This is a genomic window from Kaistia geumhonensis, from assembly GCF_030815145.1.
GTDB classification, from domain to species: Bacteria; Pseudomonadota; Alphaproteobacteria; order Rhizobiales; family Kaistiaceae; genus Kaistia; species Kaistia geumhonensis.
In genome coordinates this window covers 283,914-310,438 of the sequence record NZ_JAUSWJ010000001.1, presented here as the reverse complement: position 1 = coordinate 310,438, position 26,525 = coordinate 283,914, and the positions used below count along the sequence as shown (strand labels likewise).

Here is a 26,525-nt window from a genome sequence, read left to right as displayed (position 1 = left end):
CTGCAGCGAGCACCAGGACGTTTCGATCGGAGCAGCTCGCGCCATGTCGCGGCCAATGACGTCAGATTTCTCGTCCCTGAAATATCGCAATCTCAGTTCCAGGTCGCAGTTGCTGCGACGTCTGGTCTGGTCGCTCGCGTGGTCGCTTCTGTTTCGCCCCACGCCGCGGTGGGCGCTGCATGGATGGCGACGCTTCCTCCTCAGATGCTTCGGCGCCGAAATCGGAGCCGGATGCCGCATAGCGCCGTCATGCTTCGTCTGGGCGCCATGGAACCTGCAAATGGGCGAGTACTCCGCGCTCGGCGACAATGTCGACTGCTACTCGATGGACCGCATCTCCATCGGTTCGAAGGTGGCGGTCAGCCAGCGCGCATTCCTGTGCACTGGAAGCCACGACACACGATCGTTGCGCCGACCGCTGACGACGGCCCCTATCCGGCTGGGGGATCACGTCTGGGTGGCCGCGGAGGCCATGGTCATGCCCGGCGTCGAGATCGGTGAAGGCACGGTTGTCGGCGCCCGTTCCGTCGTGACGACGACATTGCCGGCCTGGATGATCTGCGCCGGCCAGCCTTGCCGAGTACTGAAGCCAAGAGAAATTACGATGGAAGCCTGACGCCACGCCCAGGCCGCCGATGCACCATCCAGGTTGAGGATACCCCATGTCGTATATTTCCCGTCTCGGAAGCGCCTTTTCGAAGTCGTCAATGTTTGCTTCCGAGTTCTTCCTCGACCTGTACATGTATGCCCACTACTGCGGAATTTCTCCGTTTCAGGATCGCCGCAACAAGACATACTACAAGTTGATCATCGAGACACATGCAATCGAGAAAGGGCTTTCGCTCGCTAATCCTCGGATGCTGTTCGGCCGGAAGAAGATCACGGAGATCATGAAGGCGGCTCGCCGCTATGGCATCGGTTCGAACGATCTGCCGATCCTGATGGCGACCGGGGCGCTGCAGGACTATCTGGCGCTGCATCGCAGCGCAGGCCTGTCAGATCCGCTTCTCGACAGCATCGACGCATTCCTGAAGGACCGGGCCACCGCGTCCGCTGTCCTGGGCTCTGGCGGCCTGAGGCACTATCCGGACGGCATGCCGTCGCCCTCGCCCGAAAAGGCCGCCTTGCTGACGTCGCGGTTCAGCTGCCGCATGTTCTCTCCGGAGCCTCTGGATGCTGAAACGGTCAAGGAGATCGTGCGGATCGCCCAGACCGCCCCATCGCAGTGCAACCGCCAGGCGACGAAGATCCACTTCTACAGCAATCGGGAACGGATCGGGCAGCTGCTCGCTCTTCAGGCGGGATCAGCCGGCTTTGCCGAGACGGTCACGGGATTGGTCGTGGTGGCTTTCGATCTCGCGGCCTGGGGCGGAGCCCAGCAGCGCAATCAGGGCTATGTGGATGCCTCGCTTTTCGCGATGAACCTGATGCTCGCTGCGCATGCCATGGGCGCCGCGAGCTGCCCGCTCAATCTCGCCGTTCCCCATTCGACCGAACGTCAGATCAAGATCGTCGGGGAGATTCCGAAGGACCAGCGGCTGGTCATGATGATCGCGCTGGGACGGCCGGCAGACGGGCCGTTGAAGTCGGCGGCTTCGCCGCGCCGCACCATTGACGAGATTCTGACGATCAGGGATCAGGCCGTCGCGGCGGCTTGATCCTTCGTCATCCCCCGGTTGCACAACGCTTTCGGGTCCCGCTCGTCGTCGAGTCTAGGTTCGCAAAGAAGCAACCAGTTTCGCAGCCGGCGCGCTGCCGTTGGCAGGGACTGACCGTTTCGACGGGGAAGAATGGCGCGAGTCGCCCTATCGCCCTCGGGCAATATCGCCAGCCATCCAAGGACGGGCGGGACCACAGATCCGTACGTGGTCGCGATGTAACTTGATCAGATGCGCAGGCGCCTCCCGGCGCTGCAACGCTGGCTGAACGCAGGAACGGATGAAGCCTGAGCCTCGCGCTTGGCTACTGGGAGCGCCCTGCTTCTCCGCAGGTGCGTGCGAACCTCAAGGAGGTATGGCAGCCGGATGCGCCATATCGGGCAAGGCGCCGACCCAGCGGACTCCGTCGTACGATGGCGGTCCCGGTCGGCAGCAGCCGCAGAAGCCTGACGCAGAGCGAACCCCGGCGCGCGTCGCGAACGTCCGGGCCTTCACTCGGGTGCCGCGCAACTCAACAAGCAAGGTCGCCGCGCTGGCGGACTGACCACCGACATCAATGGATCTCCGCTCTACGCGGAGATCCGTCTTGCGGTCGAGCCTTACTGGCTGACCGGAATGAAAGGAGTATCGTCGTCCTGCGACGCAGCGATGATGATCGCTGCAGCGCCACCAATGACGACGCCGCCACCGATGACCATGGTCGGGGTCAGGCCGAGACCGACGGGCGTCTGGGCCGCAACCTGGCTCGACTGCGCGCAGGCGCCCGAATCGACCACCGTGGTGATCGAGTTGGCGGCCAGCGACTTCTCGCAGCCGTCGGCATAGGCGAGCATCGCCTTGCCGCCCTTGGAAACCATAACACGGCTGCCGGGCAGAACCTCGGTAGCCGTGGAAACCTTCTGGAAGCCCTTGCCGCTGTCCACCAGGACAGGGCCAGAGACGTCAGAAAGCGTCGCCGCAGGGCCGGCAAGCGCCGAACCTGTAGCGATGACGACGGCCACAGCCGACGCCAAAGCGACACGCATCATCTCAACCTCCGTAAGAAGCCGGCCCAACGGTCAAACCGCCCCGCAGCGCCCCATTTACACGTTAATCAGTACCATCTCGCACTTGCGAGAACAAGATCGCCCGGCTCAATTTGGACGATGCAATCTTGTGGTGATCAAAATATCGCACACGGCCATGCGCTAGTCGAGAAGCATTGAGAGACGCAACTCAACTATCCGGCTTTCGCGAGTAGTACTTGCGGCAACAGATGATATGTCCACCGTATAAAACCACGGATGCGCCATTGGTTTGCGGAAGTGTCCTGAGGGCTCGAGCAATTGCAGCGCGACCCCGGCACGCCGCTTTCGGAGCACAAGGCGCCGTCGGCATGGCTAGCCGTCAATATGGACGAGGCTCATCCCTCGACCTTGCGACGAAGCCAAACATGCCGATAGTCATGGCGCCTGCGATCGGCAGATCTTTCGTCGATACCCGGTTCGCCTGTGGGGGCCACAGGGTGCGCCTCCACGAGTCGCGCCGAGGCGTCGATCACCCGAACCGACAGTCCCGAAAGCGACTGGCTCTGGTTGCGATCGGGATGGAGCCATTTCAGCAGCCAGTTGCGATGATCATGAACCCTCGCTGCATCGGCGCCGGCGCCCAGTCCAAGCGTGCGATGGGCGTCGCCTTCGTCACCGAACAGCGCCACGAGGAGATAGAGGCTTGCGATCTGTTGCAGCGCAGCATGGTCGAGGCCGGTTCGGGCAGCTGCCATCTTCAGGGTCGTACCGCAGCCGGCAGCGACGCGAATCACCGTCAGCACACCGGCGGGGAGTTCCAGTCGCCGAATGTTGCGGGCAATGCCCGGAGAGCGATAGAGGCGCACGGCCGCGTCCAGAGCGTCTTCCGGCGGGCGAAGCCGCGACAGTCCGCGCGCAATGAGGACCGTCCCGGAGGGGGAAACGGACATCTGCCGCGCGCCGCCTTCGCCTGTCCGATTCCGGATTGCCACCGCTGGTCTCCATCGCCTCCGCAAGCGCGCAGACTAGCGAAGCAATTCGCGTTTGGCCAACCCTTCTCCGTCAGCGCGGTCAGGCCGCAGGAAGCGACTTCTGGTTATCCTTGCCGTAGCCGTAATAGTCATAGCCGTAATAGGCATAGCCGTAGCCGGCCTTCTGGGAATTGAACTTCGTCAGGATGCCGCCGAGCAGCTGGCTGTTGGTCATCGAGAGCCGCTTGGTGGCCGCCTTGATCGTCTCGATCGGCGTTTCGCCAGCCGCGCAGACGATCAGCGTACCGTCAGCAACGCTCGAAAGCAGCAACGCGTCGGCGAGTCCCATGACGGGTGCGCTGTCGACGATCACCAGGTCGAACTGGTCGCGCAGCTCGGTCAGCAGCGTCAGCATCCTTGGACCGGACAGCAGCTCTGCCGGGTTCGGCGGGATCGGACCCGATGTCAGCACCGAGACATTGGCTACGCTGGTGTCGCGCAGGAGGCTTTCGGCGTCGGCACCACCCGTCAGATAGTTGCTGAGGCCGGCGGTGTTGTCGACGCCGACGATCTTGTGGAGCGACGGATTGCGCAGGTCTGCATCGATGACCAGGATCTTCATGCCGATCTGGCCGAACATGCGGGCCAGCGTCGTGACGGTCGTCGTCTTGCCCTCGGACGGACGAGCCGACGTGACCATGAAGTTGCGCGGAACGCCTCGGTCTGTCGAGAACTGGAGCGCCGTCCGGGCGCTGCGATAGGCCTCGGATACAGCGGAGTGCGGGTCCTCGAGCACGGCCTGCACCGGCTGGTCCGGCGGCAGAACAGGGATGAGGCCGAGCACGGGAATGCCGAGGATCGACTCCATCTGGTCGGGCGTCTTGATCGTGTTGTCGAAGAATTCGAGACCGAAGGCTGCGCCGAGCCCGAGCAGCAGGCCGACAAAGGTTGCGAGCGCCATGTTGAGCGCAAGCTTGGGCGTATAGGGAGCGCCCGGCAGGCTAGCCTGGTCGACAATGGACAGGCCGTTTGCCGCCACGCCGCCGATGACGCTGATTTCCTTGTAGCGCTGCAGAAGGCCGTCATAGAGCGTACGGTTGGTGTCGGCCTCGCGCTGGAGCATCGTGTATTCGACGCTGCGGTTGCGTGTGTCGATCAGCTCGGCCCGAGTCTCGTCGAGATCGGCGGAAATCGCCTGTTCCCTCTGGACAGCGAGCTCGTAAGCGGAGCGGATCGACGTCTTCGTCCGCTCGACCTCCTCGGCGATCTGCTTGTCGACATCGTCGATCCGGGCCTTCAGAGCCACCATCATCGGAAAGCCGGGCTTGAAGGTCAGCTGCTTGGACTGATAGTCGGCGACGAGCTCAGACCGGCTCGCGCGGAGCTGGTTGATGATGCTCGGCGAGCCCGAATTGTTGTTGCCCCCCTCCAGTCCTTGCGGAATCTGGGCATAGTCGGTCGCGTCCTTGACCTGAACCCAGAGCTGCTCGGCATTGGCGCGGTCGATCGATGCCTTGCCGAGAGCCGTGTTCAGGTCTTCGAGCTTCTGCGACAGGATGGATTTCTGGTCGTCGAGCGTGACCAGCTTTTCCCTGTCCGCATATGCCACGACCTTACGCTCGGAATCCTCCAGCTTCTGCTTCACCTGAGCAAGCTGGTCCTCGAGGAACAGCCGCGCATAGGTGGTCGCGTCGAATCGGCGGTCCAGATTGGCCTTGATGAAGCCCGACGCGACGGCATTCGCGATCGTCTGGGCGCGGCGTGGATCTGCATCGCTGTAGGAAATGGTGAGCAGTCGCGACTGCTTGACAGTCTTCGCGGATGTGTTGCGAAGCACCGTATCGACCGCGACCTTCTTGCGGTACTCGATCGGCAGCGCCTGGGCGCTGTCGTCTCCCCCGAACGGGAGCATCGAGAGGAACCGGTCGACCAGCGAGCGGCGCACCGGCGAGACGAAGGTCGGGTCATCAGCCAGCTTCAGCTCGTCGACGACCCGCTCGGCGAGCGAGCGGCTTCCGATCAGTTCGACGAACGTGGCGAGTTCCGTCTGGTCGCTGCCTCCGGCCCTTCCGTCAAGCGACTGGTCCTCCATGACCTTCACGGTCTCGCCCGAGGTCTCCAGCGTGACGCTCGCCATGTAGAGCGGCGTCGCCGTCAGCGTGAGAATGAGCCCGATCGCGATACATGCAGCCACGATGGCGCCGATCACGAGCCGATGCTTGATCACCATGCGCAGAAGGCGCGTGAGATCCAGGCTGATGCGCTCGACCTGGGAGTCGACGGGCGGCGGCCCATAAAGATTGGCCGACACGGCCTGCGACGGACGCGCCGGCGTCGCCGTCGCGCTCCAAGTCGTCACCGCGTTTTCCGACTTCGGATCACCACTCATGATGTCCTCCAAACACGGACCTGTTTCTCACAGGCCCGAGACTGTAGCGACGAAGGACGCCGCGGGCATTGCCGAAAGGAAGTCCGCCCAGGCGCTGCGGACGCCGGACACCGGCACGACGATCTGGTCGCCGCCATAGATGGTCGGGTCAGTCGCCCGGCCATTGCGGATGTCGGCTACGTTGAATCGGGCGGCCATGCGCTTGCCGTCGACCTGCCGGAAGACGACGACGTTCGAGGTGTCGGCCGTCCGGGGCAGACCGCCCGCGAGTGCGATATAATCGAGCAGCGTCCCGCCCGCCTGGGTCACGGGGAAGACACCGGGCTTGGTCACGGCGCCCTCGACCGTCACCCGCTGGCTATTGAAGCCGGTCACCTTCACCGACACCTGCGGCTGCTGCAGATAGGTGGCGGACAGCTTGGCCGTCAGTTCCTTCTGTACGTCCTGCGCAGTCCGACCCGCGGCGCGAATCGAACCGACCAGAGGCAGGCCCAAATTGCCGTCGGAACCGACCTGGAAATCGCCGGAGAGATCCGGAACCTGGAATACCAGGATGTTCACCGTATCAAGCGGGCCGAGCCGGTATTGCATCCCGGTCGTGGTGTTGAAGGTCGGCGCAGGAAGGCTGCCGCTGGCCAACGCTCCGGGAACCACCTGCGGACCGGCCGAACGGACCGGCGCGGTGCTGTATGCCACGCGTTCATTCGACGGCGTCGAAACCGATGAACAGGCCGAAAGAGCGAGTGCGAAAAGGGTGATCGCGAGTGAAATCCGGAAGGGCACTGAAACTCCTATCGCGCCAAGCCACGTCGCGCCCGGCCTTTCGGCAAGCAATTGGGTGACGGAGAAATACACCAGGCTTAACGAATGATGCAATGCGGGATCATCTCGCAGCGCAACAATCAATCATCCGTTGCTTATCGGTCGTATCGGCCCCGCCGCTTGCGGCCGAAACCAAGGCGCGACAACCATCCCTCCCCCTCGGCGCTCTTGCGCGAATCCTGGGCGCCGGGCGGAGGAGGCCAACGGTCGGGCGGCAGATTGTCCAGAATCGCCTGCGGCCGCGTCGTTGTCATATGCATCGCCTCCGCCTCGCCGAGCCGCTCGGCGATCATGTCCCGGGCGCGGGAAAGATTGGGTGGGCGGCCGGTCAGATTATGGGCATCCGTCGCCAGAATATGGGCGAGACCCTCGCCGATCATCTTGTCGGCCCAGTATTTGACGCGCCGGCCGAACTGCCCCGTCACGGAACCCGCCGTGATCTGCATCGGCACCCCCATCTGGACGAGTTTTTCCATCACGCCATAGTGGCTTTCTATCCAGGAAAGGCGTTCGGGATGCGTCAGGACGGGGACGTAGCCCGCTGCCATGATGTTGAAGAGATTGTCCTCGATTCGTGGCGGCGGCACGTGATGGGGCGGCTCGAATAGGAAATAGCGTGTGTTGTTCAGCGAGGGAATGCGCCCGGACTTAAGTCCGGAGATCAACTCTACGTCCATATGCACGTCCGCCCCGACGACGAGGCGCATGGCGATCCCTTCTTCTGCGAAAAGCGATTCGAGCCGAGCAATACCCGCTTCGATGATCGCCCGGTCGTTGTTGTACACGCCCGGCATGATATGCGGCGTGCATGCGGTCACCGTGATGCCATCCGCTGCCGACGCCCTGGCCATTTCGAGGGAAAGCGAAATGTCGGCCGCGCCGTCGTCTATCCCCGGAAGGAGATGGCAGTGAAGGTCTATCAATCAGCACGCTCCCGAAGTCCCTGAACCAGCCGGCGCGCGCACGCTCCAGCAAAGCCCGATCCTATGACTGCATGATAGACGAAACTGATCTTGAATTGCGGTCTTTCTGTGCGCTGCAATATCACGGCAGCACGAGCAGCGGTCTGACACGCGGCGCGAAGGCCCTGGCGCGGGCGATGGCACCGGGCAGGACGCTGCGGGCCTCCTCGGCATTCATGCCCGCCAGGACGCTGCCATCGTAGAGCGTGGCGAGGATGTACCAGTCGAAGAGGCCGAAGGTCCCGACGTCATTGTCGTCATTATAGAGCGACCACCGGAGTTCGGCGTTGTCGTTGGCCGGTCCCAGCGCCTGGGTCAACTCCTCCGCCAGACAGCTTGTGAAGATCTTCGGCCCCCGATCGGCAAGGATGAACACATAGGCCTTGTCGAGGACCCCGGTGGTCCTGTTCCAGAGGATCGTAGAGCAGCGAGCGCGTTCCAGAAACTTCGTCTGCGGGCTGCGGGGGACGGCGTCGGCGATGACCTGACGATAGTTGGCGCGATTGACCAGGAAGATGAAAAGCCTCGCCTTCTCCGGCTGTGGCTCCATCTTGATCTCGAGGTTCGGAACGGTCCGGTCAAGCAGCGCCACGAAGCGGGACACTTCAGCCGCCTGCCCAGCAATGCCGCTGTTGTCGAGAACGTATACACCGACCGGATCGGTGAACTTGTTGACGAAACCGGCGCTGCCGTCCTGTGGCAACGGCCCCTCCCGGCCGAAGACCGTGAGCATGAATCCACGCATGATCTCGCTGTCGGAATAGTCGTCTGGCGCCTTCGGTCCGGCATGTGCTCCGAGCGAAAATAGGAAAGCGAAGACGAGAACGACGACAGTCTCCAGGCCGGCCCGAAGGCGACGAGAAACCGGCGGCAATGATGGCCGCACTCTCTTTGTCCGCATCATGAAACTGGCCATTGTCCTTCCTGTACCGGCACGCCCTATCGGCTTATCCGCTTCGAGGATCGCGACGGTCAAGCTGGCCGTCTCTCCCGCTATTGACCACCCCGCATGACGCGACTAGGTTCCGCGCACTTTGAAGGCGCAGTGAGCCCGTAGCTCAGCCGGTAGAGCACGTGACTTTTAATCATGGGGTCATGGGTTCGAATCCCATCGGGCTCACCACTCCACAAGTGTCGTTCGCAGAGACAATCCGTTCAGGCGGTGCCGGCGCCTCGCCTCTCGACACTGATGTCCGTTTGGGGCAATGCTGCGACGCACAAGTTCCATTGCAGTGAAGGGTTGTTCCGATGACCGAGTTTTCGCTCGCCGATCGTCGTGTTTATGTCGCAGGCCATCGCGGCATGGTCGGGTCGGCGATCGTCCGCAGGCTCGAGAATGACGGCGTTGAGGTCGTAACGGCGACGCGCGAGCAGGCGGATCTGCGCGATCCCGCTGCGGTGAAGGCGTTTCTGGCGGACACGAAGCCCGATGTCGTCGTCGTGGCTGCGGCCAAGGTCGGCGGCATCCTCGCCAACGACACCTATCCGGCTGACTTCCTTTACGAGAACCTGATGATCGAGGCGAACCTCGTCGATGGTTCCTTCAAGTCGGGCGTCGAGAAGCTGCTCTTCCTCGGCTCATCCTGCATCTATCCGAAGGTCTCGCCGCAGCCCATCCCTGAAGACGCGCTGTTGACGGGGCCTCTCGAAAGCACGAACGAGTGGTATGCCATCGCCAAGATTGCCGGCATCAAGCTCTGCCAAGCCTATCGCAAGCAGCATGGCGTCGACTACATCTCTGCGATGCCGTCAAATCTCTTTGGACCGAACGACTATTTCGATCCGCAGAAGAGCCACGTGATTCCGGCGCTGCTGCGCCGCTTCCACGAGGCCGAGGGGCGCGGCGATGCCTCGGTCACCTGCTGGGGCACCGGCACGCCGCGGCGCGAGTTCCTCTATGTCGACGATCTCGCCGACGCCTGTGTCTTCCTGCTGAAATCCTATTCCGGATACGAGCACGTCAATGTCGGCACGGGTGACGACATCACGATCCGCGAGCTGGCGGAGTCCGTGAAGAAGGTCACCGGCTTCAAGGGCGAGATCCTGTGGGATACTTCCAAGCCTGACGGGACCATGCTCAAGCGCATGGATGTCTCGCGCATCAACGCGCTCGGCTGGAAGGCGACCACGCCGTTCGAGACAGGGCTGGAGAAGGCGTATCGCTGGTTCCTGGAGAACCCGATCCGCACCTGATCGCGCAAGCCCGTCAGCCGCGCGGCCGGGAGCTGGGATCCGAGCCGGCGATCAGCCGGGCGAGCGAATAGGGCATCCAGAGAGGCAGTCGTCGATAGGGGTGGCCGGGAGGCAGGCGCTTGCGGAGCCTGCGGGCCCGGCGCGCCTCGTCTCTCGCGCTCTCCGCGTCGAGCGGGAGCGGATAGACGCTCACGATGGGGTCGTGCGGGCGAAGCTTGGCCGTCGTCATCGGGTCGGTGTTTCCTGTCCTTGAGATGTGTTTCCCGCCGCGGGCCGGTAGATTCCGGCCCGTTGTTGAGTTAGGCGCCCGGCTCGCCAGCTGGCCCACCGGACTTCGAACGCCGCTGCGAAATATCTGCAAGGACGTGGACGACCACATCGCCCATGGCCTTCAACCAGAGTTCGAGATCAGCACGGTTCGGTCCCCTCTCGGGAAGGTCCAGCCCGAACCGCGGCTGGAAAGAGACGTGGCCGTCGGCCGCATCGAGGCGAACCTTGCCGAGCGCCGCCGGCAAGCCCTTCACCACGATATCCAGCCCATCTTCGACCTTGCGCAGTTCAATGCGGTTGCCGGTTCTGCGAAGCGCCTCGTCGAGCAGATTTTCGGCCGCAAGCTGGTCGATGATCTGATGCAGTCGACGCAGGGCGGACTCGCTCGGCCCCTCCATCCGGGCCGGCAAGGCCTCCGCCTCGCTGGCTAACGTCTCTTCCTCGAGCTCATCGAACTCCTCGAGTTCTTCAAACTCCTCGAACTCCTCGAGCAGGTCGTCCGCCTCCTCGTCCGCAGCTACCGGCTCCGGTTCTTTCTCTGTCTCTTGCGCCTTACGCCGACCGAAGCTCGGAAGTTTCAGCTTCGACAACAGGCCACCAGAGAACAGACCGCCGCCCTGCGCTGGCTTGGTAGGCGTGTCGTCGGTCGCTGCCTTCTCGTCTTCGAACGGGTCTTGCGGTTCGTCGGATTCGGCCTGGCGGGCGAGATCCTCGCCATCCTCGAAATCCTCGTCGATCCAGTCCTCGCCGTCCTCTTCCCGCTCTTCCTCGTCGCGAAAATCCGTCGGCGATTCGAGCGGAGGAGCCGGCGGCATGACCGTGCGGGGCTCGGCCGCATCGTCTGGCTTTGGGATGGAGGCAGAAGGCGTCGCCGCCACAACCGCAGCCTCGATGGAAGGCGGCAGCTCCGCGAGGCCTCCGGGCACCAATGGTGGCTCGCCCCCCGAGGGACTGGCGGTTCTCGAAGTGCCTGGAAGCGCGGGAGCGCCTGCCTCAGGCGGGCTGGCCGGCGTGGCGACAGCCGTCGGGCCGACGGTACGGTCAATTGACGGTGCGCGTGGCGGCGGTGGCGGCGGCACGAACAGGATCGGACCGCCGGGCAGTTCCGCTTCATGCTGCTGTGGCGCTGCCCCTGTCGCAGGCTCGGGCACCGGCGTCCTTGCCGGCGGCGGTTCCGGAGCGACATGCGACGAGGGTAATGAGGCGGAGGCGGCAACTGCCGGTGCGCCGATCTTCCCGCCCGTGGCAGACGCAATCGGCGTGTCTGGCGCGGCCTTCTGAAAACTGGAGGCGACAGGGCGCGGAGACACTGCTTCAGCGTCGGTGGTTTTCGAGGCTTGGGAAACGGGCGGCGGCGAATCCGCAGGCACCGGCTTCGGATCCCCCCTGTCCGCGAAGGACCTGGGGGGCATACTCGGGGCAGCGGGTGGTCTGGTTCCCGGCAGGGGGCGATCGGTTCGACCGCGGTCCTGTTTTTCCTCAGGCTGCGCGGCGACCGTATTGATGAGAGATGTCAGGCGGTCGTCGAGGAGAATCAGCAGCCGCGCCGCCTCGTTTGCGTTCAGGTCCCGGATCAGCGCATCCATCGATGCGTGCAGCATCGAGTGGATTCTCCGCAGTTCCTGGAGGTGCGCTTCAGAGACGTTCAGATCTGACACTTGGGATGCGGCTCCGGACGGACATGATCATGCACTCTCAGCGACAGTGACAGACACCCAATCCGCACCGATCGCCATCATACCGAGTACCCGACCTGCCCGGTGAACCTATTGCAATGCGGGAGACGTTTCGCAACATCCAATCGCCACGCGTGGTTCCGGCTCCGGATTTTTCCGCCGACTGTGCCCCGCGCGCCCGCGCCCGCCTTGCAGGGCGAATGGCTTTCGAGTGGCTGCGCTCCCTTCAACGCTTCCATGAGTTGCGCTAATCAGGCCCGCGAGCGCCTCGGTCGATCCCAAGCCCTCCATCTGCCCCGCGCCGCTTGAACTGGAGTTCGCATGAACGTTTTGATCACTGGGACGGCGGGTTTCATCGGGTTCCACGTCGCGCGTCGGATGCTGGCCGAGGGTCATCGGGTCGTCGGTTTCGACGCCTTCACGCCCTACTACGACCCGACATTGAAGCGCGCCCGCAACCAGATCCTGGAGCAGTCGCCGCTCTTCACGTCCGTGGAGGCGCAGCTCGAGAATCGGGACGAACTAGCGAGGACGTTCGACGTCGCCGAGCCCGAGATCGTGATCCACCTCGCGGCGCAGGCCGGAGTGCGTTACGCGCTCGAGGATCCCGAAGCCTATGTGAGCTCCAACGTGGTCGGCTCGCACAATCTGCTCGAACTGGCCCGCGCCGCGCGGCCCCGTCACCTGATGCTGGCCTCGACCTCGTCGGTCTATGGCGGGAACGAGAAGCAGCCCTTCCGCGAGATCGACCCGGCCGATCACCCGCTTTCGCTCTACGCCGCGACGAAGAAGTCGATGGAGGCGATGTCGCATTCCTACGCGCATCTCTTCGATCTGCCGACCACATGCTTCCGCTTCTTCACGGTGTATGGACCATGGGGACGACCGGACATGGCGCTGTTCAAGTTCGTTGCCGCCGGCCTCGCCGGCGAACCGATCCAGCTCTTCGGCAATGGGCAGATGCAGCGCGACTTCACCTATGTCGAGGATCTGGTCACAGCCATCACGGCGCTTTCGGAAAAGCCTCCCGTGAAAGGTAAGCGGCTCGGCCCCCACGACTCGCTGTCGCCCGTCGCTCCATGGCGCACGGTCAATATCGGCGGCGGGAACCCGGTTCAGCTCCTCGAATTCGTGCGTGTCATCGCGGAGACGCTGGGGGTCGAAATCGACATGGAACCGATGGCAATGCAGCCCGGCGACATGCGCTCGACGCATGCGGACGCATCGCTGCTGGCCGGCCTGATCGGACCGATGCAGTTCACGCCGATCGCCAATGGCGTCCGGGCATTCGTGGACTGGTACCGGTCATTCTACGGAAGCGTAGATTGAAGCCAGAAAGCTCAGCCGACCACGCGCGCCAGCACCCTCGCGATGCCATAGGGCAGCCAGGGCGGCAGTCGCCGATACGGATGACCTTTCGGCAGCATCAATTTCTGCCTGCGCGCATTGCGAGCCTCGAACTGGGCGCGCTTGGCGCTCATCGGCAACGGATATTGGCTTACCGCGGGATCGAACGGCCGCAAGTCGCCCATGCTAAGCTCCGGAGATGCAAAGGCCGGCCCCCGTGCCACCTTTTGGGGCCTACTCTAGGTCGGGGAAGGTGAAGAACCGATGATCGAATTGTTACAAAAGGTTGCCGCGAGGCACCCGGAATGCTGCAACGCACTGCGTCCGGTCCGGCAGGCTGCCTCACGGTGACACCGTTTCATCTCGAGGCGCGGCTCTGGTTGCTGCTGGCGGCGATCGCGATCGACGCCATCGCCGGCGATCCCGACTTCATCTGGCGCCGGATACCGCATCCCGTCGCCTGGTTCGGGGCACTGATCGGCTGGGCCGATCGGAAGCTCAACGCGGTCCCGCCGTCGGGCTCAGACAGGTTGCGCCGCGTTCTCGGCATGATGACGATCATCGTTCTCACCACCCTCGCCTTCGCAGCCGGTCTCCTCATCGAGCGGTTCCTCGCCAGCATCGAATGGGGCTTGCTGCTGCTGCCGCTCATCGCGTCGATCTTCCTCGCCAGCCGCAGTCTCCATGACCACGTCCGGGCGGTGCGCGACGCCTTTGACGAGGGTGGGCTGGTCGCAGCACGGCGATCGGTCGCGATGATCGTCGGCCGCGACCCGGACAGCCTCGACGAAGCCGGCGTCTGCCGGGCCGCGATCGAGTCGACGGCCGAGAATTTCTCCGACGGCTTCGTGGCGCCGGCGCTGTGGTTTGCGCTGCTCGGGCTGCCGGGACTCTTCGCCTACAAGATGATCAACACGGCCGATTCGATGATCGGCCATCTCTCCGAGCGCCATCGCGCGTTCGGCTGGGCCTCAGCGCGGCTGGACGACCTCGTCAACCTTCCGGCCAGCCGCCTCGCGGGCGCGCTGATCGTCATGGCGGCCCCGTTCGTCGGCACATCGATCCGCGACAGCTTCGTCGTCATGCTCGACGATGCGCGCAAGCATCGTTCGCCGAATGCCGGCTGGCCCGAGGCCGCGATGGCCGGTGCGCTCGGCCTCGCCCTCGCCGGGCCGCGCCGCTATGCCGGCCACATGGTGGAGGATCCCTTCCTCAACGCGGGCGGCCGGCGCGATGCGGCGCCCGGCGACATCGCAAAGGCGCTGAAGGTACTGAAGGTTGCCACCGCCCTCACCGGCGTTCTGGTGGTGATCACAGCCCTCTGGCTGCAATCCTCATGATCGCGTCGATATCGAGATGCGTCGCGAGATGGTCGGCCAGCGCGTCGAGCGCCGCGTCGATCGCGACCTCATAGCCGAAGGCTGAGTTCGGCGCGCCGCATTCCGCGAGATAGGCATGGCGAAAGTCGTCGCCGGCGAAGAGGCCATGCACATAAGAGCCCCTCACCCGCCCGTCGGCGGAAGACGCCCCCTCCCCGCCCTCCGGGCCGAGCAGCCACGGGCGCTGGCGATCCGGCCCTTCGCTGCGACCGAGATGGATCTCGTAGCCTTCGACGGCATGACCCGACGCATCGTGCCCCGCGAAGGGCCGCACGGCCTTGTCAGGGGTAAGAACTGTGTCGACGGCAAGGAGGCGCAGGCCCTCTACCGCACCCGGCGGACCTTCCATCCCCTCCGGATCGGCGATGCTGCGGCCGAGCATCTGGTAGCCGCCGCAAAGGCCGACCACGCGGCCGCCACGCCGGCGGTGAGCGAGGATGTCGATGTCCCAGCCCTGTCGCCGCAGGAAGGCGAGGTCGGCGATCGTCGACTTCGATCCCGGCAAGAGCACGAGATCGGCGACCGGGATGGCGTCGCCCGGGGCGACCAGCACCAGTTCGACGCCCTCCTCCTGGGCCAGTGGATCGAGATCGTCGAAATTCGCGATGCGCGGCAGGCGCGGCACGGCGATCACGACGCCGCCGCCCGCCCGCCGCTCATGTCGCGCGAGGTCGAGAATGTCCTCGGCGGGCAGCTTTCCGGCATCGGCGAACCACGGCACGACGCCGAGGGCGGCCCAGCCGGTCGCAGCCACAATGGCGCGCTCGCCTTCGTCGAACAGCGAGGGATCGCCGCGGAAGCGGTTCACGATGAAGCCCTCTATCCGGTCGCGGTCGGCACGCGGCAGCACCGCGCGTGTTCCCACGAGGCTCGCGATGACGCCGCCGCGATCAATGTCGCCGACGAGGACCACCGGCAGGTTGGCAGCCTCGGCGAAGCCCATATTGGCGATGTCGCCGCCGCGGAGGTTGATCTCGGCCGGGCTCCCTGCCCCCTCGACGAGCACGATGTCGGCATCGGCGGCGACGAGCGCGTAGCTTTCCAGCACCTTCGGCAGCAGCTCCTGCTTGCGGCTGCCGAACTCCCGCGCCCGCATCGTACCGATGCGGCGTCCCTGCAGGATCACCTGCGACCCAGTCTCGCTCTCCGGCTTCAGCAAGACCGGATTCATATGAACGCTGGGCGGCCGGCCAGCGGCGCGCGCCTGCAGCGCCTGCGCCCTTCCGATCTCGCCCCCGTCCGCCGTGACGGCGGCGTTGTTCGACATGTTCTGAGGCTTGAAGGGCGCGACACGGAGGCCACGGCGCGCGAGAAGCCGAGCCAGACCGGCGACGATGGTCGACTTGCCGACATTGGAGCCGGTGCCCTGGAACATCACGGCGGGGGTCATGCGAGGCTCCGCGCCACGTCCCTCAAAACTCGATGCCCTTCTGCGCCTTCACGCCCGAACGGAACGGATGCTTGATCATCTCCATCTCGGTGACGAGATCCGCGATCTCGATCAGCCCGTCGGGAGCGTTGCGACCCGTGATGACGACATGGACATGCGGCGGCTTCTCGGTGGTCAGGAAGTTGAGCACCTCCTGAAGTGGTAGATAGTCGTAGCGCAGGACGATGTTGAGTTCGTCGAGTAGCACGAGATGGTGCTCGCCGGCCCGGATCAGGTCCTTCGCCGTCTCAAAGGCCCGCCGCGCCGCCGCGATGTCGCGCTGGCGGTCCTGAGTCTCCCAGGTGAAGCCCTCGCCCATGGCATTGATGGAGACGAGATCGCCGAAGCGTTCGAGGGCGAAGCGCTCACCCGTCTCCCAGGCGCCCTTGACGAACTGGATCACGGCGACCGGCAGCCCGTAGCCGAGGCTGCGGAACACCATGCCGAAGGCCGCCGTCGACTTCCCCTTTCCCTTGCCGGTGTGGACGATGATGAGCCCCTTCTCGACCGTCTTGGTCGCGAGGATCTTGTCGCGCACCGCCTTCTTCTTGCGCATCTTCTCGGCGTGGCGGGCGTCGGGGTCCACCGAAGCTCCGGCTGCGGCTTCGATCTCGTCCTCGCTCATGCATCCTCCCTGATGGGCTCGCCGACGGCCGCCGAAAGCTCGGCCAGACGTCGCGCCGTACTGTTTCTTCGCGGCGACCAGAGACCGCGTGCGAGGCAATCCTCGAAGCGGCGGAGCATCGCCGCGAAGGCGGCGGGGTTCGCCTCGGCGATGAAGGTCGCGACATGCTCGTCCGCCAGATAGGCGTCGAACAGCGCATCGAAATGGTGGTCGCCGACGGCATGGGTCGTCGCCGCGTAGCCGGCGAGATAGTCGACCGTCGCGGCCATTTCGGCCGCGCCGCGGAAGCCGTGCCGCATCACGCCGTCGATCCACTTCGGATTGCTAGCCCGGCCACGCACGACACGGCCGATCTCTTCCGTCAGAGGCCGGATGACCGGCTGCTCGGCCAGCGCGTGATCGCCATGATAGAGGCGCGGCACGGCTCCCGAGAGATGTTCGGCAGCCAGCGCCAGACCGCCCTGATGCTGGTGATATTCGTCGCTGTCGAGGATGTCGTGCTCGCGATTGTCCTGGTTCTGCAAGACGAGATCAATGCCGGCGAGCCGCGAGCGCAGCGCCTCGGCGGCATCGGCGCCCTCCTGGCCGCTGCCATAGGCGTAGCCGCTGGCGCCGAGGAACGCTTCGGCGAGATCGCGCCGACCCTCCCAGGCGCCGAGCGCCATCATCGCCTCGATGCCCGAGCCATAGGCGCCAGGCGCGGCGCCGAAGATGCGGGCCGCAGCCTCGCCGCTCCTCCGGGCCGCCGCGATCGGATTGGCGTCGTCGGGCTCGTCGCGCGCCGCCACGGCGCGGATCGCGGAATCCATCAGGTCGATCTGCTCCGGGAAGGCATCGCGGAACAGCCCGGAAATGCGGAGTGTGACATCAACACGCGGCCGCTTGAGCTCGCCGAGCGTCAGCACGCGGAAGCCGGTCACACGCCCCGTTCCCGGCTCCCAGACCGGCTCCGCGCCGATCAGTGCCAGCACTTCGGCGATGTCGTCGCCGCCGGTGCGCATGTTCGAGGTGCCCCACACCGTGAGGGCTACGGAGCGCGGCCATTCGCCCTCGTCCTGGAGATAGCGCATCACCAGCGCCTCGGCCGCCTTTCGTCCGATCCGCCACGCTGCCTCGGTCGGTACGGCGCGGATGTCCACCGTGTAGAAGTTCCGCCCCGTCGGGAGAGCGTCGGGCCGGCCGCGGGAGGGCGAGCCCGCCGGCCCCGGTGGCACGAAGCGACCATCCAGCGCGGCCAGCAGCGCGCTCATCTCGTCGGCGCCCGAGCGATCGAGCGCCGGGACCAGTTCCGCGACCACGAAATCGAGCACCGCGCGCGTCGCCGTTCCGGTCTCCCGCGGCAGCGTTCCGGCGAGTGCGCCCTCAATGCTTCGCAGCGCGAAAATCTCGATCCGCTCGGCCGTATCGCCCTCCGTGCGCCAGGGGGCGTCGTCCAGCACTGCAAGACTCTCAGGCTTCCGCCCTCTCCACGGCGCAGCGCGATCAGGCAGCAACGGGTCGAAGCCGGCAAGGCCGAGATCGTCGGCGATCGCGCGCACCAGCGACGCATCGGCCGGTCGGCCGCCGGTGCGGGGGATTCGGGCGATGGCGGCCAGCGTCGCGGTGCGTGCGGCTGCGGCCGGCGTCGCACCGAGCACATGCAATCCGTCGCGGATCTGCATTTCCTTGATGTCGCAGAGATGCGCATCGATCGCCCGCAGCGCCTCACCAACGTCGGTCCCGCCGATCGAAAGATCACGGTCGATGCCATGTCGCGCGGCGCGGTCGAGGATTTCGCGCTCCAGATCGTCGCGCCTGCGCGGATCGGCACCGAGGGCCAGATGATATTCGTCGATCAGCGTTTCGAGCTCGGCGAACGGGCCATGCGCCTCGGCCCGCGCCAGCGGCGGCATCAGATGATCGACGATGACAGCCGCGCTGCGCCGCTTCGCCTGCGCACCCTCGCCCGGGTCGTTGACGATGAAGGGATAGACGAGCGGCATCGGCCCCAGCACCGCCTCCGGCCAGCATTCCGCCGAAAGACCGACCGCCTTTCCGGGCAGCCATTCGAGATTGCCGTGCTTGCCGAGTTGCACCATCGCCTGCGACCGAAAGCTCCCGCGAAGCCATGCGTAGAAGGCGAGATAGTGATGCGGCGGCGGCAGATTCGGATCGTGGTAGCTCGCCTTCTCGTCGAGCCCGTAACCCCGGGTCGGCTGCACGCCGACGACCAGCTTGCCGAACCGGAGCATGGCCAGCGGGAAGCCGCCATTGGCGAAGAACGGATCAGCCTCCGGCGCACCCCAGTGATCCGCCAATCGCGAGCGCAGCGCAGCCGGCAAGGCGTCGTGAAACGCCAGATAGTCCGAGAGCGGCAGGAAAGCGGCTCCGCTCAGGCCTCCGTCGCCGCGCGCCCCCCGCTCCGCCGCCGCGAGCATCGCCATCAGCCCCGCGCAGTCGGGCGGAAATGCGCCGACCTCGTAGCCCTCGCCGCCAAGCGCGCTCACGATCCTGAGGCAGCTTTCGCCGGTATCGAGGCCGACGGCGTTGCCGAAACGGCCATCGCGGCCGGGATAGTTGGAGAGGATGACGGCGATCCGCCGCTCGGCCGGCTTCGTCTGGGAAAGATCGACCATTGCCGCGGCCTGCGCGGCGACGAAATCGATGCGCTCTGCATCGGCGCGATAGGCGACGATGCGGCTGTCGATCAGAGGATCGGCCGGCAGTTCCTCCTTGAACGAAACGGCGCGCGTCAGGATACGCCCGTCTACCTCCGGCAGGACAACGTTCATGATCATGTCGCGCGGCGAGAGTCCGCGCGCCGACTGCGCCCAGGCCTCGCGGGTCGTGCCGGCGAAGACGACCTGAAGCACAGGGCGACCCGGCGTATCCAGCACGGTCGGCGCGGCGCGGCGGCCGGGCGCAGAGAGAGCGAAGGCCGTGCCGTTGATGACAACGGCAGGCGGTGTCTCGCGCATGGCTTCGGCGAGAAAGGCGGCCGCCTCGCCGTTCTTCGGGCTCGTGACATGGATCGCCCGGACCGCCAGCCCCTTTGCCTCGAGTGCTGCGGCGAGGGCGTCGACTGGCTCGATCGAGCCGCCCTCAAGGAGCGCGCGGTAGAAGACGATCACGGCCAGCGGCCGGCGGCCGATGGTGGCACTCTCGTAGTGGATGCCGGCGACCGGCAATGGCTCGGCGGGTCCCGGCCTCTCGCCTTGACCGACGAGATGGCGGAGCAGCGCCAGGGCGCGATCGCTGTTCGCCGGGCCGCCCGCCACCGCCGCGTCCCAGAAGGCCCGGCAGTCACCCTCGTCGACGGTCGACCAGGCGGCGAGGCTGTCGTCCCAGCGCGCATCGGCAGGCACGACGATGAGCTTCGGCCCGCCGCCACGCGCGAGCGCCCGCAGGACCTCGAGCCCATAAGGCCAGTAGCCCGCGCCGCCGATCAGCCGCAGGACGACCAGCTTCGCCGAAGCGAGGGTCTTCTCGGCGTAGAGATCGACAGAATAGGGATGGCCGAGCCGCATGAAGTTGACGAGCCGAAGGCTCGGGCCACCGGGCGCACGACGCGCGGCGGCGGCGAAGGCCGCGAGCTCGGAATCGGCCGACGAGATCAGCACGATGTCGCCGGGCGACTGGCCGAGATCGACGGCAGCCGCGCCGTCGTCGATCCGCTCCGTCTCTCCGGCGACGAGATGCATGGCTCAGCCGAGCGCCGCTTCGACCGCGGCGCGGTCGAGCCCGCGCTCGCCGATCACGACCAGCCTTCCGGCCGCGCCCCCGGTCGCGAAATAGGTCTCGACGCGCGGACCGACGGCCTGGACGATGGCCGGCATCGGCTTGCCGGCAACGCTGGCGCGACCCTTGATCCGAAGCACGCCGGGGATGGCCATCGCGCGGGCGACCCGCGCCTGAAGTCCTTCCAGGGTCTCGGCCGAGGGTGAGGCCACGACGAAGCTGTCGAAATCGTCGTGGTCGTGCTCCTCGCCTTCGAAGTCGTGGTGGCTCTTGCGCTCGAAAGCGTCATCCTCGGCGGCGGCGCCGATTCCGAGCAGGATCTCCGGCGCCAGCACGCCGCGTTCGGAGCGAACGCTGCGCGCCGCCGGACGCGCCTCGCGCCGAACGACGGCCTCCACCTCCGCCAGCGCCGCGGCATCGACGAGATCGGCCTTGGAGAGCACGACGAGATCGGCACAGGAGAGCTGGTCCTCGAACAGTTCCTCGATCGGATCCTCATGATCGAGCGAGGGATCCTCGGCCCGCTGCGCCGCGACGGCGGCTTCGTCATGCGCGAAGCGCCCACCCGCGACCGCGGCGGCGTCGACCACCGTGACCACGCCGTCGATGGTGACCCGGTGCCGCACCGAGGGCCATGTGAAGGCGCGCACGAGCGGCTGCGGCAGCGCGAGGCCCGAGGTCTCGATAACGATGTGGTCCGGCGCCGGATCGCGCGCCAGCAGCATTTCCATGGTCGGCAGGAAATCGTCGGCGACGGTGCAGCAGATGCAGCCATTGGTGAGCTCGACGACCGTATCGGGCCGGCATTCGTCGTCGCCGCAATCGGACAGCAATTCGCCGTCAAAGCCCATGTCCCCGAACTCGTTGACGATGAGCGCGATGCGGCGACCATTGGAGCGCGCGATCAGATTGCGGATAAGGGTCGTCTTGCCGGCTCCGAGGAAGCCGGTGACGATGGTCGCGGGAATGCGTTCGGTCATAGCGTGACCTCCGGTGCGGGCTTGAGGCGAAGCGGCTGTCCGGCCGCGACGAGGATGACGTCGGTCACGGCCGACGCGATCTTCTGGTTGAGGCGGCCCTGCGCGTCGGCGAACCGCCGCGCAAGCGCGTTGATCGGCACGATGCCGGCGCCGACTTCGTTGGTGACGAGGACGACCGGTCCCGTCGCGCCGGCGACAGCAGTGGCGAGAGCCGCGGCTTCGGCGTCGGGATCGCGGCCCGCCTCGATGAGATTGGAGAGCCAGAGCGTCAGGCAGTCGACGAGGACCACCTGGCCGGTCGAGGCGCTGCGGGACAGCGCTCCAATGACGTCCAGAGGCTCCTCGATCGTCGTCCATCCGCGGCCGGCGCGATCGGCGCGATGCGCGGCGACACGTGCCGCCATCTCGTCGTCCCGCGCCTCGGCCGTCGCGATATAGAGAGGGACGAGGCCGGTGCCGAGCGCGAGCCGCTCGGCAAAGCGGCTTTTGCCCGAGCGCGCCGCGCCGATCACGAGCGCGCTTCTGCGCTGGCTTTCCGTCGTCATGATCGCCGGTCGGCTAGCCGCCCGTAAAGCCAGCCCGATGCGGCGCCGGCCAGCGACCATAGCAGCGCGCTCGCCACCAGCGAGGCGGCGACGAACTCGGCGCCCAGCGCGGCCGGATAGGCCGCTTCCAGCGTCGGCGGCTCCGGCGCGCCGATCACATGCGGCAGGACCGCGAGGAGGACCCCGGCCAGCTTCGACCACCAGGCCGGCGACAGAAGGACCAGACCGAGGCCGATCGCCGAGGCCAGGGCCGTACCGAGCCACCAGACCTGCCGCGATGTGATCTCGGCGGCGGCCGTCCCCGGCAACTCCGGCGACAGGCCGAGCGAGGGAAGAAGACCCGCGGCGAAGAAGCCGGCAACGCCGAAGGCGAGGCCGCGACCAGCGGTGATCGGGCCACCCTTCGCCGCCATGACACCGAGAATCATCGCCGAAACGGCGACGCCCATCAGGAGATTGGCGACAAGCGTATAGGCCGAGCGCTCGAAGCCGTCGGCAGGCTCCCAGGCATCTTCCTCGTGATGATGCTCAGCCGTGCCTGCGGCATGGTCATGTGGCAGGGAGTCGGCCGGCATGGCAGCCGCTTCGCCAGCCCGCTCATAGACTTCCCCCTGCAGGATGAGCGGCTCGGTCGTGAAGAACTGGACGGCGGTCAGAACGACGCCCACGAGTAATCCCGCGCCGAAGGCGCTCAAGATGATCGATTTCAGCATGATACCCTCGTCAGTGGCAGGGCAGGCCGAAAGCGTGCCTCGTGTCGTGCGTCGCGTTGTGGATGAGGCTCGGTGCCGCGAAGCCCGTCGCAAGAAAGAGGCAGAGCCCGAAGGCGAGCGCCACGGCGCCCGCGATGATGCGGGTCGAATGCGCCGGCGCAGAAGATCCCGGACGAAGTGCAGGAGAGAGAGTCGATGCAGCCATGTCAGCTCCTTGGCCGTCCCACCGACGGCTGGGTTCGAGTCACGAGCGCTGGCTGGTCTCCTGGCTTGCGGGTCGATGCTCCCTCGTCGCCTTCCCGGTTTCCCAGTGGCATCTCGCGAGGTCGCTCACCGCTCACAGTTGCGGGGGCAGCTCCGGCATCCGAGCCCCGTCAGGGTCGCTCGTGACCGGATTCCCATTTCATCCCCCAAGGATCTCCAATCCCGCGGGGGAACCAACGCTGGAAGAACCGTAAGCCTCGCGGAAGCCCGGCGCAAGCGGCGTCGCCGAATAGCCAATCGACCGGGCTATTCGGCCGGCGTCACGGCGCCGCGGCCGCGGAACTTTGCCCAGCGGCGCGCAAGCCGCACGTCCCATTTGCGCCGAAACCGGCGGATGCGCGGAAAATCATGCGAGAGAATGATCAGCCCGACGGGCAGCATCCAGATGCCGAGCACGGGAAGAAAAGAGAACACGCCGCCGGCGATGAAGGCACCGCCGATGCCGATGCGCGTCATCCGGCTCTCGGGGAGCTTGATCGACTTCCTGCCGAAGCGGATCGATGGCATGGCGCTGGCTGAACTTTCTGGCTCTCGAATGAGAAACGACTTTAGCGGAACGCCCCGACTCCCCGCAAGCGCGGCGCCCTCGCCCCCCGAACGGACCGGCGAAGTCGGGCATTCTGCGGCTGTCAGATGCGGCGGAGGGATCGGAGTGGCTGGGGAACCTGGATTCGAACCAAGACTAGCGGAGTCAGAGTCCGCTGTTCTACCATTAAACTATTCCCCACCAGACCGGTTGATTTCGCTCACGAATTTCGCCTACGCGAAAATCAGGCGGCGCCCCGGTCGGCGACGACGCACCACATAGGCCGTTTGCCCGCGGTGGTCAAGCACCCCGCCGCGACCGTCCTGGCCTGTGGACAGCCTTCGGCGCGACCGCCAACCGGGTCGCGCCACAGAGAAAAGAGAGCCAACGGCATCGTTCGACGCCGCTCCCGCCGGCGCGCATCGCATCCGCGATACCGGGCCGGCCTGTGGATCATCCGCCGCGCCGGCAAATTAGGGCTTTGCAATCGGGGAAGGGCTTTGCTATAGCGACGCCCGCGGCACAAGATGTGCTGTTCCGCGATAGCTCAGTTGGTAGAGCAGGTGACTGTTAATCACCGGGTCGTTGGTTCGAGTCCAACTCGCGGAGCCAGATTCTTCAAGGGGTTGAGCCGAATGGTTCAACCCCTTGTTCATTTTTGCCGCCTGCCGGGCGGCGCAGCGTCCGATCGCAGTTGCCGTCCATGCGCCCTCGCCTCGTGCGCCCCGCTTCACTCGGATCGCGTCTTTTCCATCCAATTCTCGCAGGCGCGACCCTTCGCGCCCGGGCGCTCGCCTGTCTCGGTGCGATCATCGGGATCGCTCTCACAGGGCTCGTCGCAGCTCTGGTGACGGGCCATGGCGCCCATCTGCCATTGATCGTCGCGCCGATCGGCGCCTCGGCCGTGCTCGTCTTCGCGGTGCCGGCAAGCCCGCTCGCCCAGCCCTGGCCCGTCATCGGCGGCAACACGCTTTCCGCGCTGGTCGGCGTCGCGGTTGCCCGCCTCGTCCATGACCCGGTGATCGCCAGCGGTCTCGCGGTCGGGCTCGCGATCGCCGTCATGTCGCTGACCCGCTCGCTGCATCCACCAGGCGGCGCAGCAGCGCTGACAGCTGTGATCGGCGGCTCCGCCGTCGCTTCGGCCGGCTTCCTCTTTGCCTTCCTCCCGGTCGCGCTCGATTCGATTCTCCTCGTGGCGCTCGGCTGGTGTTTCCACAGGCTGCTGCGGCAGAGCTACCCGCATGTGCCCGCCCCTGCCCCGGTCAACACCCATCGGACGGCCGATCCGCCACCCGCCCTTCGCGTAGGCTTCCGCGAGGCCGATATCGACGGCGCCCTCGCCGACATGGGTGAGACCTTCGATATCGACCGTGCCGACCTCGCCCGGCTGCTTCGACGCGTGGAGGAACAGGCGCTGCTGAGGCGCGGCGGACCGCTCAGCTGCGCCGACATCATGTCGAGGGACGTCGTTACGGTCGCGCCAAACGCGACCACGGAGACGGCGCGCGCGCTGCTGCTCGATCACAACATCCGGCTTCTGCCAGTTGTCGACGAGGACGGGCGGCTGGTTGGGACCATAGGCCTGCGGGAACTGGCAGAAGGGCCGGGCCTGGTCCGCGACGGGATGATGCCGGCCCTGACCGCCGCAGCCGACGCTCCGGCGCTCGGCCTCGTCCAGCGCCTCTCCGACGGGCGTAGCCATGCGGTTGTGATCGTCGGCACGAACGGCCAGGTGGAGGGCCTCGTGACGCAGACGGACCTACTCGCAGCGCTCGCGCGGATCGCCTGAGTCTCAGTCCTGGGTGCGCGCCGGCAGCCACTGCTTGGGCATCCGGCAGGCAACCGTATAGGCGGGGTCGAACACGTTGCCGATATCGTAGCGGACGACCTGGCCCATGAGATGGCTGGCTGCGGCGCTCGAGAGACCGTAATCCGCCATCAGCCAGTTCAGCATGTCGGTCGTCGCGTGCTGCAAAGCCTGCTCCAGCGGGCGTGCATTGCCGATCGAGAAGATCGCCTCGGCCGTCTCGCCGCGCGGCCAAACCAGATGCCTGTTCTTGACGACGCAGAGGCGGACCTCGATCTCGAAGGTCGTCTCGATGCCCGTGCCGACGATCTCGCCGTCGCCCTGGACGGCATGCCCGTCGCCGAGGCTGAACAGCGCGCCGGGCACCGCGACGGGGAACCAGACGGTCGTCCCCGGTCCAAGCCTCCGATAGTCCATGTTGCCGCCGTTCTCCGCGCTGGTGGCATTGGAGAAGGCCTGGCCGAGCGACGGTGCGACGCCGAAACAGCCGATCATGGGCTGAAGCGGAAGCGTCATGTGGTCGAGACCGGCAGGTGGACTTTCGAGTCGCGCGGTCAGAGTCTGTCGGTCGATCAGCCAGGTCACGATCTCGCGCGGCGGCAGCGCCGCGACCGCGGCCGGATCGACGACGTTCGGTGCGAGGCCGGTCGCGGTCCAACCCGTACCGCGCGTCGGCGTCATGCGCAGGATCTCGACGGCGAGCGCGTCGCCCGGCTCGGCACCCTCGACGAAGATCGGGGCATTGACCGGATTGGGCGGGCCCGACCGACGCACGCCGTCCCTGTCGATCCCGATTGCATCCAGAGTCTCGATGATCACCGTATCGCCGTCGGCGCAGCGAAATTCGGGCTCGTGCGAGCCGAGCGTGTTGTGCCAGCGGGTGGGCGTGAAACGGTGAACGGTCATGGACATTCCGTCTTGGTGATGAACGCCCGCCCCTGAAGCGGCGCGGCGCGATGGCGAAGACTATGACGGATTGCGACGCGGGAGGTAGAGGCGAGGCTAGGCGACCTGCACTGGTCGCCACCGGCCGGCGCCCCAAGCGCCGCGCAGCTGGGGAGCGCGGGAGAAAGTGCTTGTTTCGACCAGACCGCTCGGCTAGACCCGGCGACGGAGAGGTGGCCGAGTGGCCGAAGGCGCTCCCCTGCTAAGGGAGTAGACGGCTTAAAACCGTCTCGAGGGTTCGAATCCCTTCCTCTCCGCCATTTTTTCTGCCTAAGTTATTGAGATCGCGACGCATTCGGT

At 66.0% G+C, this 26,525-nt stretch carries 24 protein-coding genes, 4 tRNA genes and 1 riboswitch; of the genes, 9 read left to right on the top strand and 19 right to left on the bottom strand.

Annotated elements, in window-relative coordinates:
* Positions 1 to 280: 280 nt before the first annotated feature.
* Positions 281 to 616 carry a putative colanic acid biosynthesis acetyltransferase gene (locus QO015_RS01500; protein ID WP_307288177.1) on the top strand — a complete coding sequence of 112 codons (336 nt, stop codon included), beginning with the start codon at positions 281 to 283 and terminating at the stop codon, positions 614 to 616.
* 46 nt (positions 617 to 662) lie between these two features.
* Positions 663 to 1,658, top strand: coding sequence for a nitroreductase family protein (locus QO015_RS01495; RefSeq protein ID WP_266281941.1), 996 nt, complete (start codon positions 663 to 665; stop codon positions 1,656 to 1,658).
* A gap of 599 nt (positions 1,659 to 2,257) precedes the next feature.
* Here the strand turns inward: QO015_RS01495 and QO015_RS01490 are convergent.
* The 6 genes from QO015_RS01490 to QO015_RS01465 form a co-directional block, all read right to left on the bottom strand.
* A complete protein-coding gene (locus QO015_RS01490) occupies positions 2,258 to 2,686 on the bottom strand; it encodes a hypothetical protein (RefSeq protein WP_266281942.1) in 429 nt (142 codons plus the stop codon).
* Positions 2,687 to 3,060: 374 nt separating this feature from the next.
* Positions 3,061 to 3,531 (bottom strand): hypothetical protein, encoded by a 471-nt coding sequence (locus tag QO015_RS01485; RefSeq protein ID WP_266281943.1) that lies wholly within the window; start codon positions 3,529 to 3,531, stop codon positions 3,061 to 3,063.
* A 205-nt stretch (positions 3,532 to 3,736) separates the two neighbouring features.
* Complete coding sequence (locus QO015_RS01480; RefSeq protein ID WP_266281944.1) at positions 3,737 to 6,025, bottom strand: GumC family protein; 2,289 nt, start codon at positions 6,023 to 6,025, stop codon at positions 3,737 to 3,739.
* Between the two features lie 27 nt (positions 6,026 to 6,052).
* Positions 6,053 to 6,931: a polysaccharide biosynthesis/export family protein gene (locus tag QO015_RS01475; RefSeq protein WP_266281946.1), complete on the bottom strand. Its 879-nt coding sequence runs from the start codon at positions 6,929 to 6,931 to the stop codon at positions 6,053 to 6,055.
* Between the two features lie 11 nt (positions 6,932 to 6,942).
* Positions 6,943 to 7,770, bottom strand: a complete 828-nt coding sequence (locus tag QO015_RS01470; RefSeq protein ID WP_266281947.1) for a tyrosine-protein phosphatase — start codon at positions 7,768 to 7,770, stop codon at positions 6,943 to 6,945.
* Positions 7,771 to 7,891: 121 nt separating this feature from the next.
* Positions 7,892 to 8,785 (bottom strand): DUF2927 domain-containing protein, encoded by an 894-nt coding sequence (locus QO015_RS01465; RefSeq protein WP_266281948.1) that lies wholly within the window; start codon positions 8,783 to 8,785, stop codon positions 7,892 to 7,894.
* Between the two features lie 71 nt (positions 8,786 to 8,856).
* Between QO015_RS01465 and QO015_RS01460 the strand changes: the two genes are divergently transcribed.
* Positions 8,857 to 8,932: transfer RNA gene (locus QO015_RS01460), tRNA-Lys, on the top strand.
* Between the two features lie 125 nt (positions 8,933 to 9,057).
* Complete coding sequence (fcl, locus tag QO015_RS01455; protein WP_266281949.1) at positions 9,058 to 10,002, top strand: GDP-L-fucose synthase; 945 nt, start codon at positions 9,058 to 9,060, stop codon at positions 10,000 to 10,002.
* 13 nt (positions 10,003 to 10,015) lie between these two features.
* Here fcl and QO015_RS01450 read toward each other — a convergent pair whose 3' ends face one another.
* Positions 10,016 to 10,231, bottom strand: coding sequence for a hypothetical protein (locus tag QO015_RS01450; protein WP_266281950.1), 216 nt, complete (start codon positions 10,229 to 10,231; stop codon positions 10,016 to 10,018).
* Positions 10,232 to 10,301: 70 nt separating this feature from the next.
* Complete coding sequence (locus QO015_RS01445) at positions 10,302 to 11,930, bottom strand: hypothetical protein (RefSeq protein ID WP_266281952.1); 1,629 nt, start codon at positions 11,928 to 11,930, stop codon at positions 10,302 to 10,304.
* 339 nt (positions 11,931 to 12,269) lie between these two features.
* Here QO015_RS01445 and QO015_RS01440 point away from each other — a divergent pair, with 339 nt between their 5' ends.
* Positions 12,270 to 13,277, top strand: coding sequence for an NAD-dependent epimerase/dehydratase family protein (locus QO015_RS01440; protein ID WP_266281953.1), 1,008 nt, complete (start codon positions 12,270 to 12,272; stop codon positions 13,275 to 13,277).
* An 11-nt stretch (positions 13,278 to 13,288) separates the two neighbouring features.
* On the opposite strand, the gene QO015_RS01435 is transcribed toward QO015_RS01440, so the two are convergent.
* Complete coding sequence (locus QO015_RS01435; RefSeq protein ID WP_266281954.1) at positions 13,289 to 13,480, bottom strand: hypothetical protein; 192 nt, start codon at positions 13,478 to 13,480, stop codon at positions 13,289 to 13,291.
* 120 nt (positions 13,481 to 13,600) lie between these two features.
* On the opposite strand from QO015_RS01435, the gene cbiB reads away from it, so the two are divergent.
* Positions 13,601 to 14,635 carry an adenosylcobinamide-phosphate synthase CbiB gene (gene cbiB / locus QO015_RS01430; protein ID WP_266281956.1) on the top strand — a complete coding sequence of 345 codons (1,035 nt, stop codon included), beginning with the start codon at positions 13,601 to 13,603 and terminating at the stop codon, positions 14,633 to 14,635.
* On the opposite strand, the gene QO015_RS01425 is transcribed toward cbiB, so the two are convergent.
* The 9 genes from QO015_RS01425 to QO015_RS01385 all read right to left on the bottom strand — a co-directional run bounded on the left by QO015_RS01425 (position 14,607) and on the right by QO015_RS01385 (position 23,674).
* Positions 14,607 to 16,064: a cobyric acid synthase gene (locus tag QO015_RS01425; RefSeq protein ID WP_266281957.1), complete on the bottom strand. Its 1,458-nt coding sequence runs from the start codon at positions 16,062 to 16,064 to the stop codon at positions 14,607 to 14,609. The genes cbiB and QO015_RS01425 overlap by 29 nt on opposite strands.
* Positions 16,065 to 16,086: 22 nt before the next feature.
* Complete coding sequence (gene cobO, locus QO015_RS01420; protein WP_266281958.1) at positions 16,087 to 16,728, bottom strand: cob(I)yrinic acid a,c-diamide adenosyltransferase; 642 nt, start codon at positions 16,726 to 16,728, stop codon at positions 16,087 to 16,089.
* A complete protein-coding gene (cobN, locus tag QO015_RS01415) occupies positions 16,725 to 20,408 on the bottom strand; it encodes a cobaltochelatase subunit CobN (protein WP_266281959.1) in 3,684 nt (1,227 codons plus the stop codon). Before cobN ends, cobO begins: the two co-directional genes overlap by 4 nt.
* 3 nt (positions 20,409 to 20,411) lie before the next feature.
* Positions 20,412 to 21,425: a cobalamin biosynthesis protein CobW gene (cobW, locus tag QO015_RS01410; RefSeq protein WP_266281960.1), complete on the bottom strand. Its 1,014-nt coding sequence runs from the start codon at positions 21,423 to 21,425 to the stop codon at positions 20,412 to 20,414.
* On the bottom strand, positions 21,422 to 21,970 hold the full coding sequence (cobU, locus tag QO015_RS01405) for a bifunctional adenosylcobinamide kinase/adenosylcobinamide-phosphate guanylyltransferase (RefSeq protein WP_266281962.1): 549 nt from the start codon (positions 21,968 to 21,970) through the stop codon (positions 21,422 to 21,424). The genes cobW and cobU overlap by 4 nt, the downstream gene beginning before the upstream one ends.
* Positions 21,967 to 22,683 carry a CbtA family protein gene (locus QO015_RS01400; RefSeq protein ID WP_266281964.1) on the bottom strand — a complete coding sequence of 239 codons (717 nt, stop codon included), beginning with the start codon at positions 22,681 to 22,683 and terminating at the stop codon, positions 21,967 to 21,969. Before QO015_RS01400 ends, cobU begins: the two co-directional genes overlap by 4 nt.
* A gap of 10 nt (positions 22,684 to 22,693) precedes the next feature.
* A complete protein-coding gene (locus QO015_RS01395) occupies positions 22,694 to 22,888 on the bottom strand; it encodes a CbtB domain-containing protein (protein WP_266281965.1) in 195 nt (64 codons plus the stop codon).
* 33 nt (positions 22,889 to 22,921) lie between these two features.
* A riboswitch (cobalamin riboswitch) is annotated at positions 22,922 to 23,140 on the bottom strand.
* 53 nt (positions 23,141 to 23,193) lie between these two features.
* The gene (locus QO015_RS01390; RefSeq protein ID WP_266281966.1) at positions 23,194 to 23,454 is read right to left on the bottom strand and encodes a hypothetical protein; all 261 of its coding nucleotides are present in this window, start codon (positions 23,452 to 23,454) and stop codon (positions 23,194 to 23,196) included.
* Positions 23,455 to 23,600: 146 nt separating this feature from the next.
* Positions 23,601 to 23,674 (bottom strand) — tRNA-Gln (locus QO015_RS01385).
* Positions 23,675 to 24,009: 335 nt separating this feature from the next.
* Here QO015_RS01385 and QO015_RS01380 point away from each other — a divergent pair.
* Together QO015_RS01380 and QO015_RS01375 are read left to right on the top strand one after the other, a co-directional pair.
* A tRNA-Asn gene (locus QO015_RS01380) sits at positions 24,010 to 24,085 on the top strand.
* Between the two features lie 91 nt (positions 24,086 to 24,176).
* Positions 24,177 to 25,262, top strand: coding sequence for an HPP family protein (locus QO015_RS01375; protein WP_266281967.1), 1,086 nt, complete (start codon positions 24,177 to 24,179; stop codon positions 25,260 to 25,262).
* A gap of 3 nt (positions 25,263 to 25,265) precedes the next feature.
* Here the strand turns inward: QO015_RS01375 and QO015_RS01370 are convergent, their stop codons facing one another.
* Positions 25,266 to 26,186, bottom strand: a complete 921-nt coding sequence (locus QO015_RS01370; protein WP_266281968.1) for an acetamidase/formamidase family protein — start codon at positions 26,184 to 26,186, stop codon at positions 25,266 to 25,268.
* 206 nt (positions 26,187 to 26,392) lie between these two features.
* Between QO015_RS01370 and QO015_RS01365 the strand changes: the two genes are divergently transcribed.
* Positions 26,393 to 26,485 (top strand) — tRNA-Ser (locus tag QO015_RS01365).
* Positions 26,486 to 26,525: the final 40 nt, after the last annotated feature.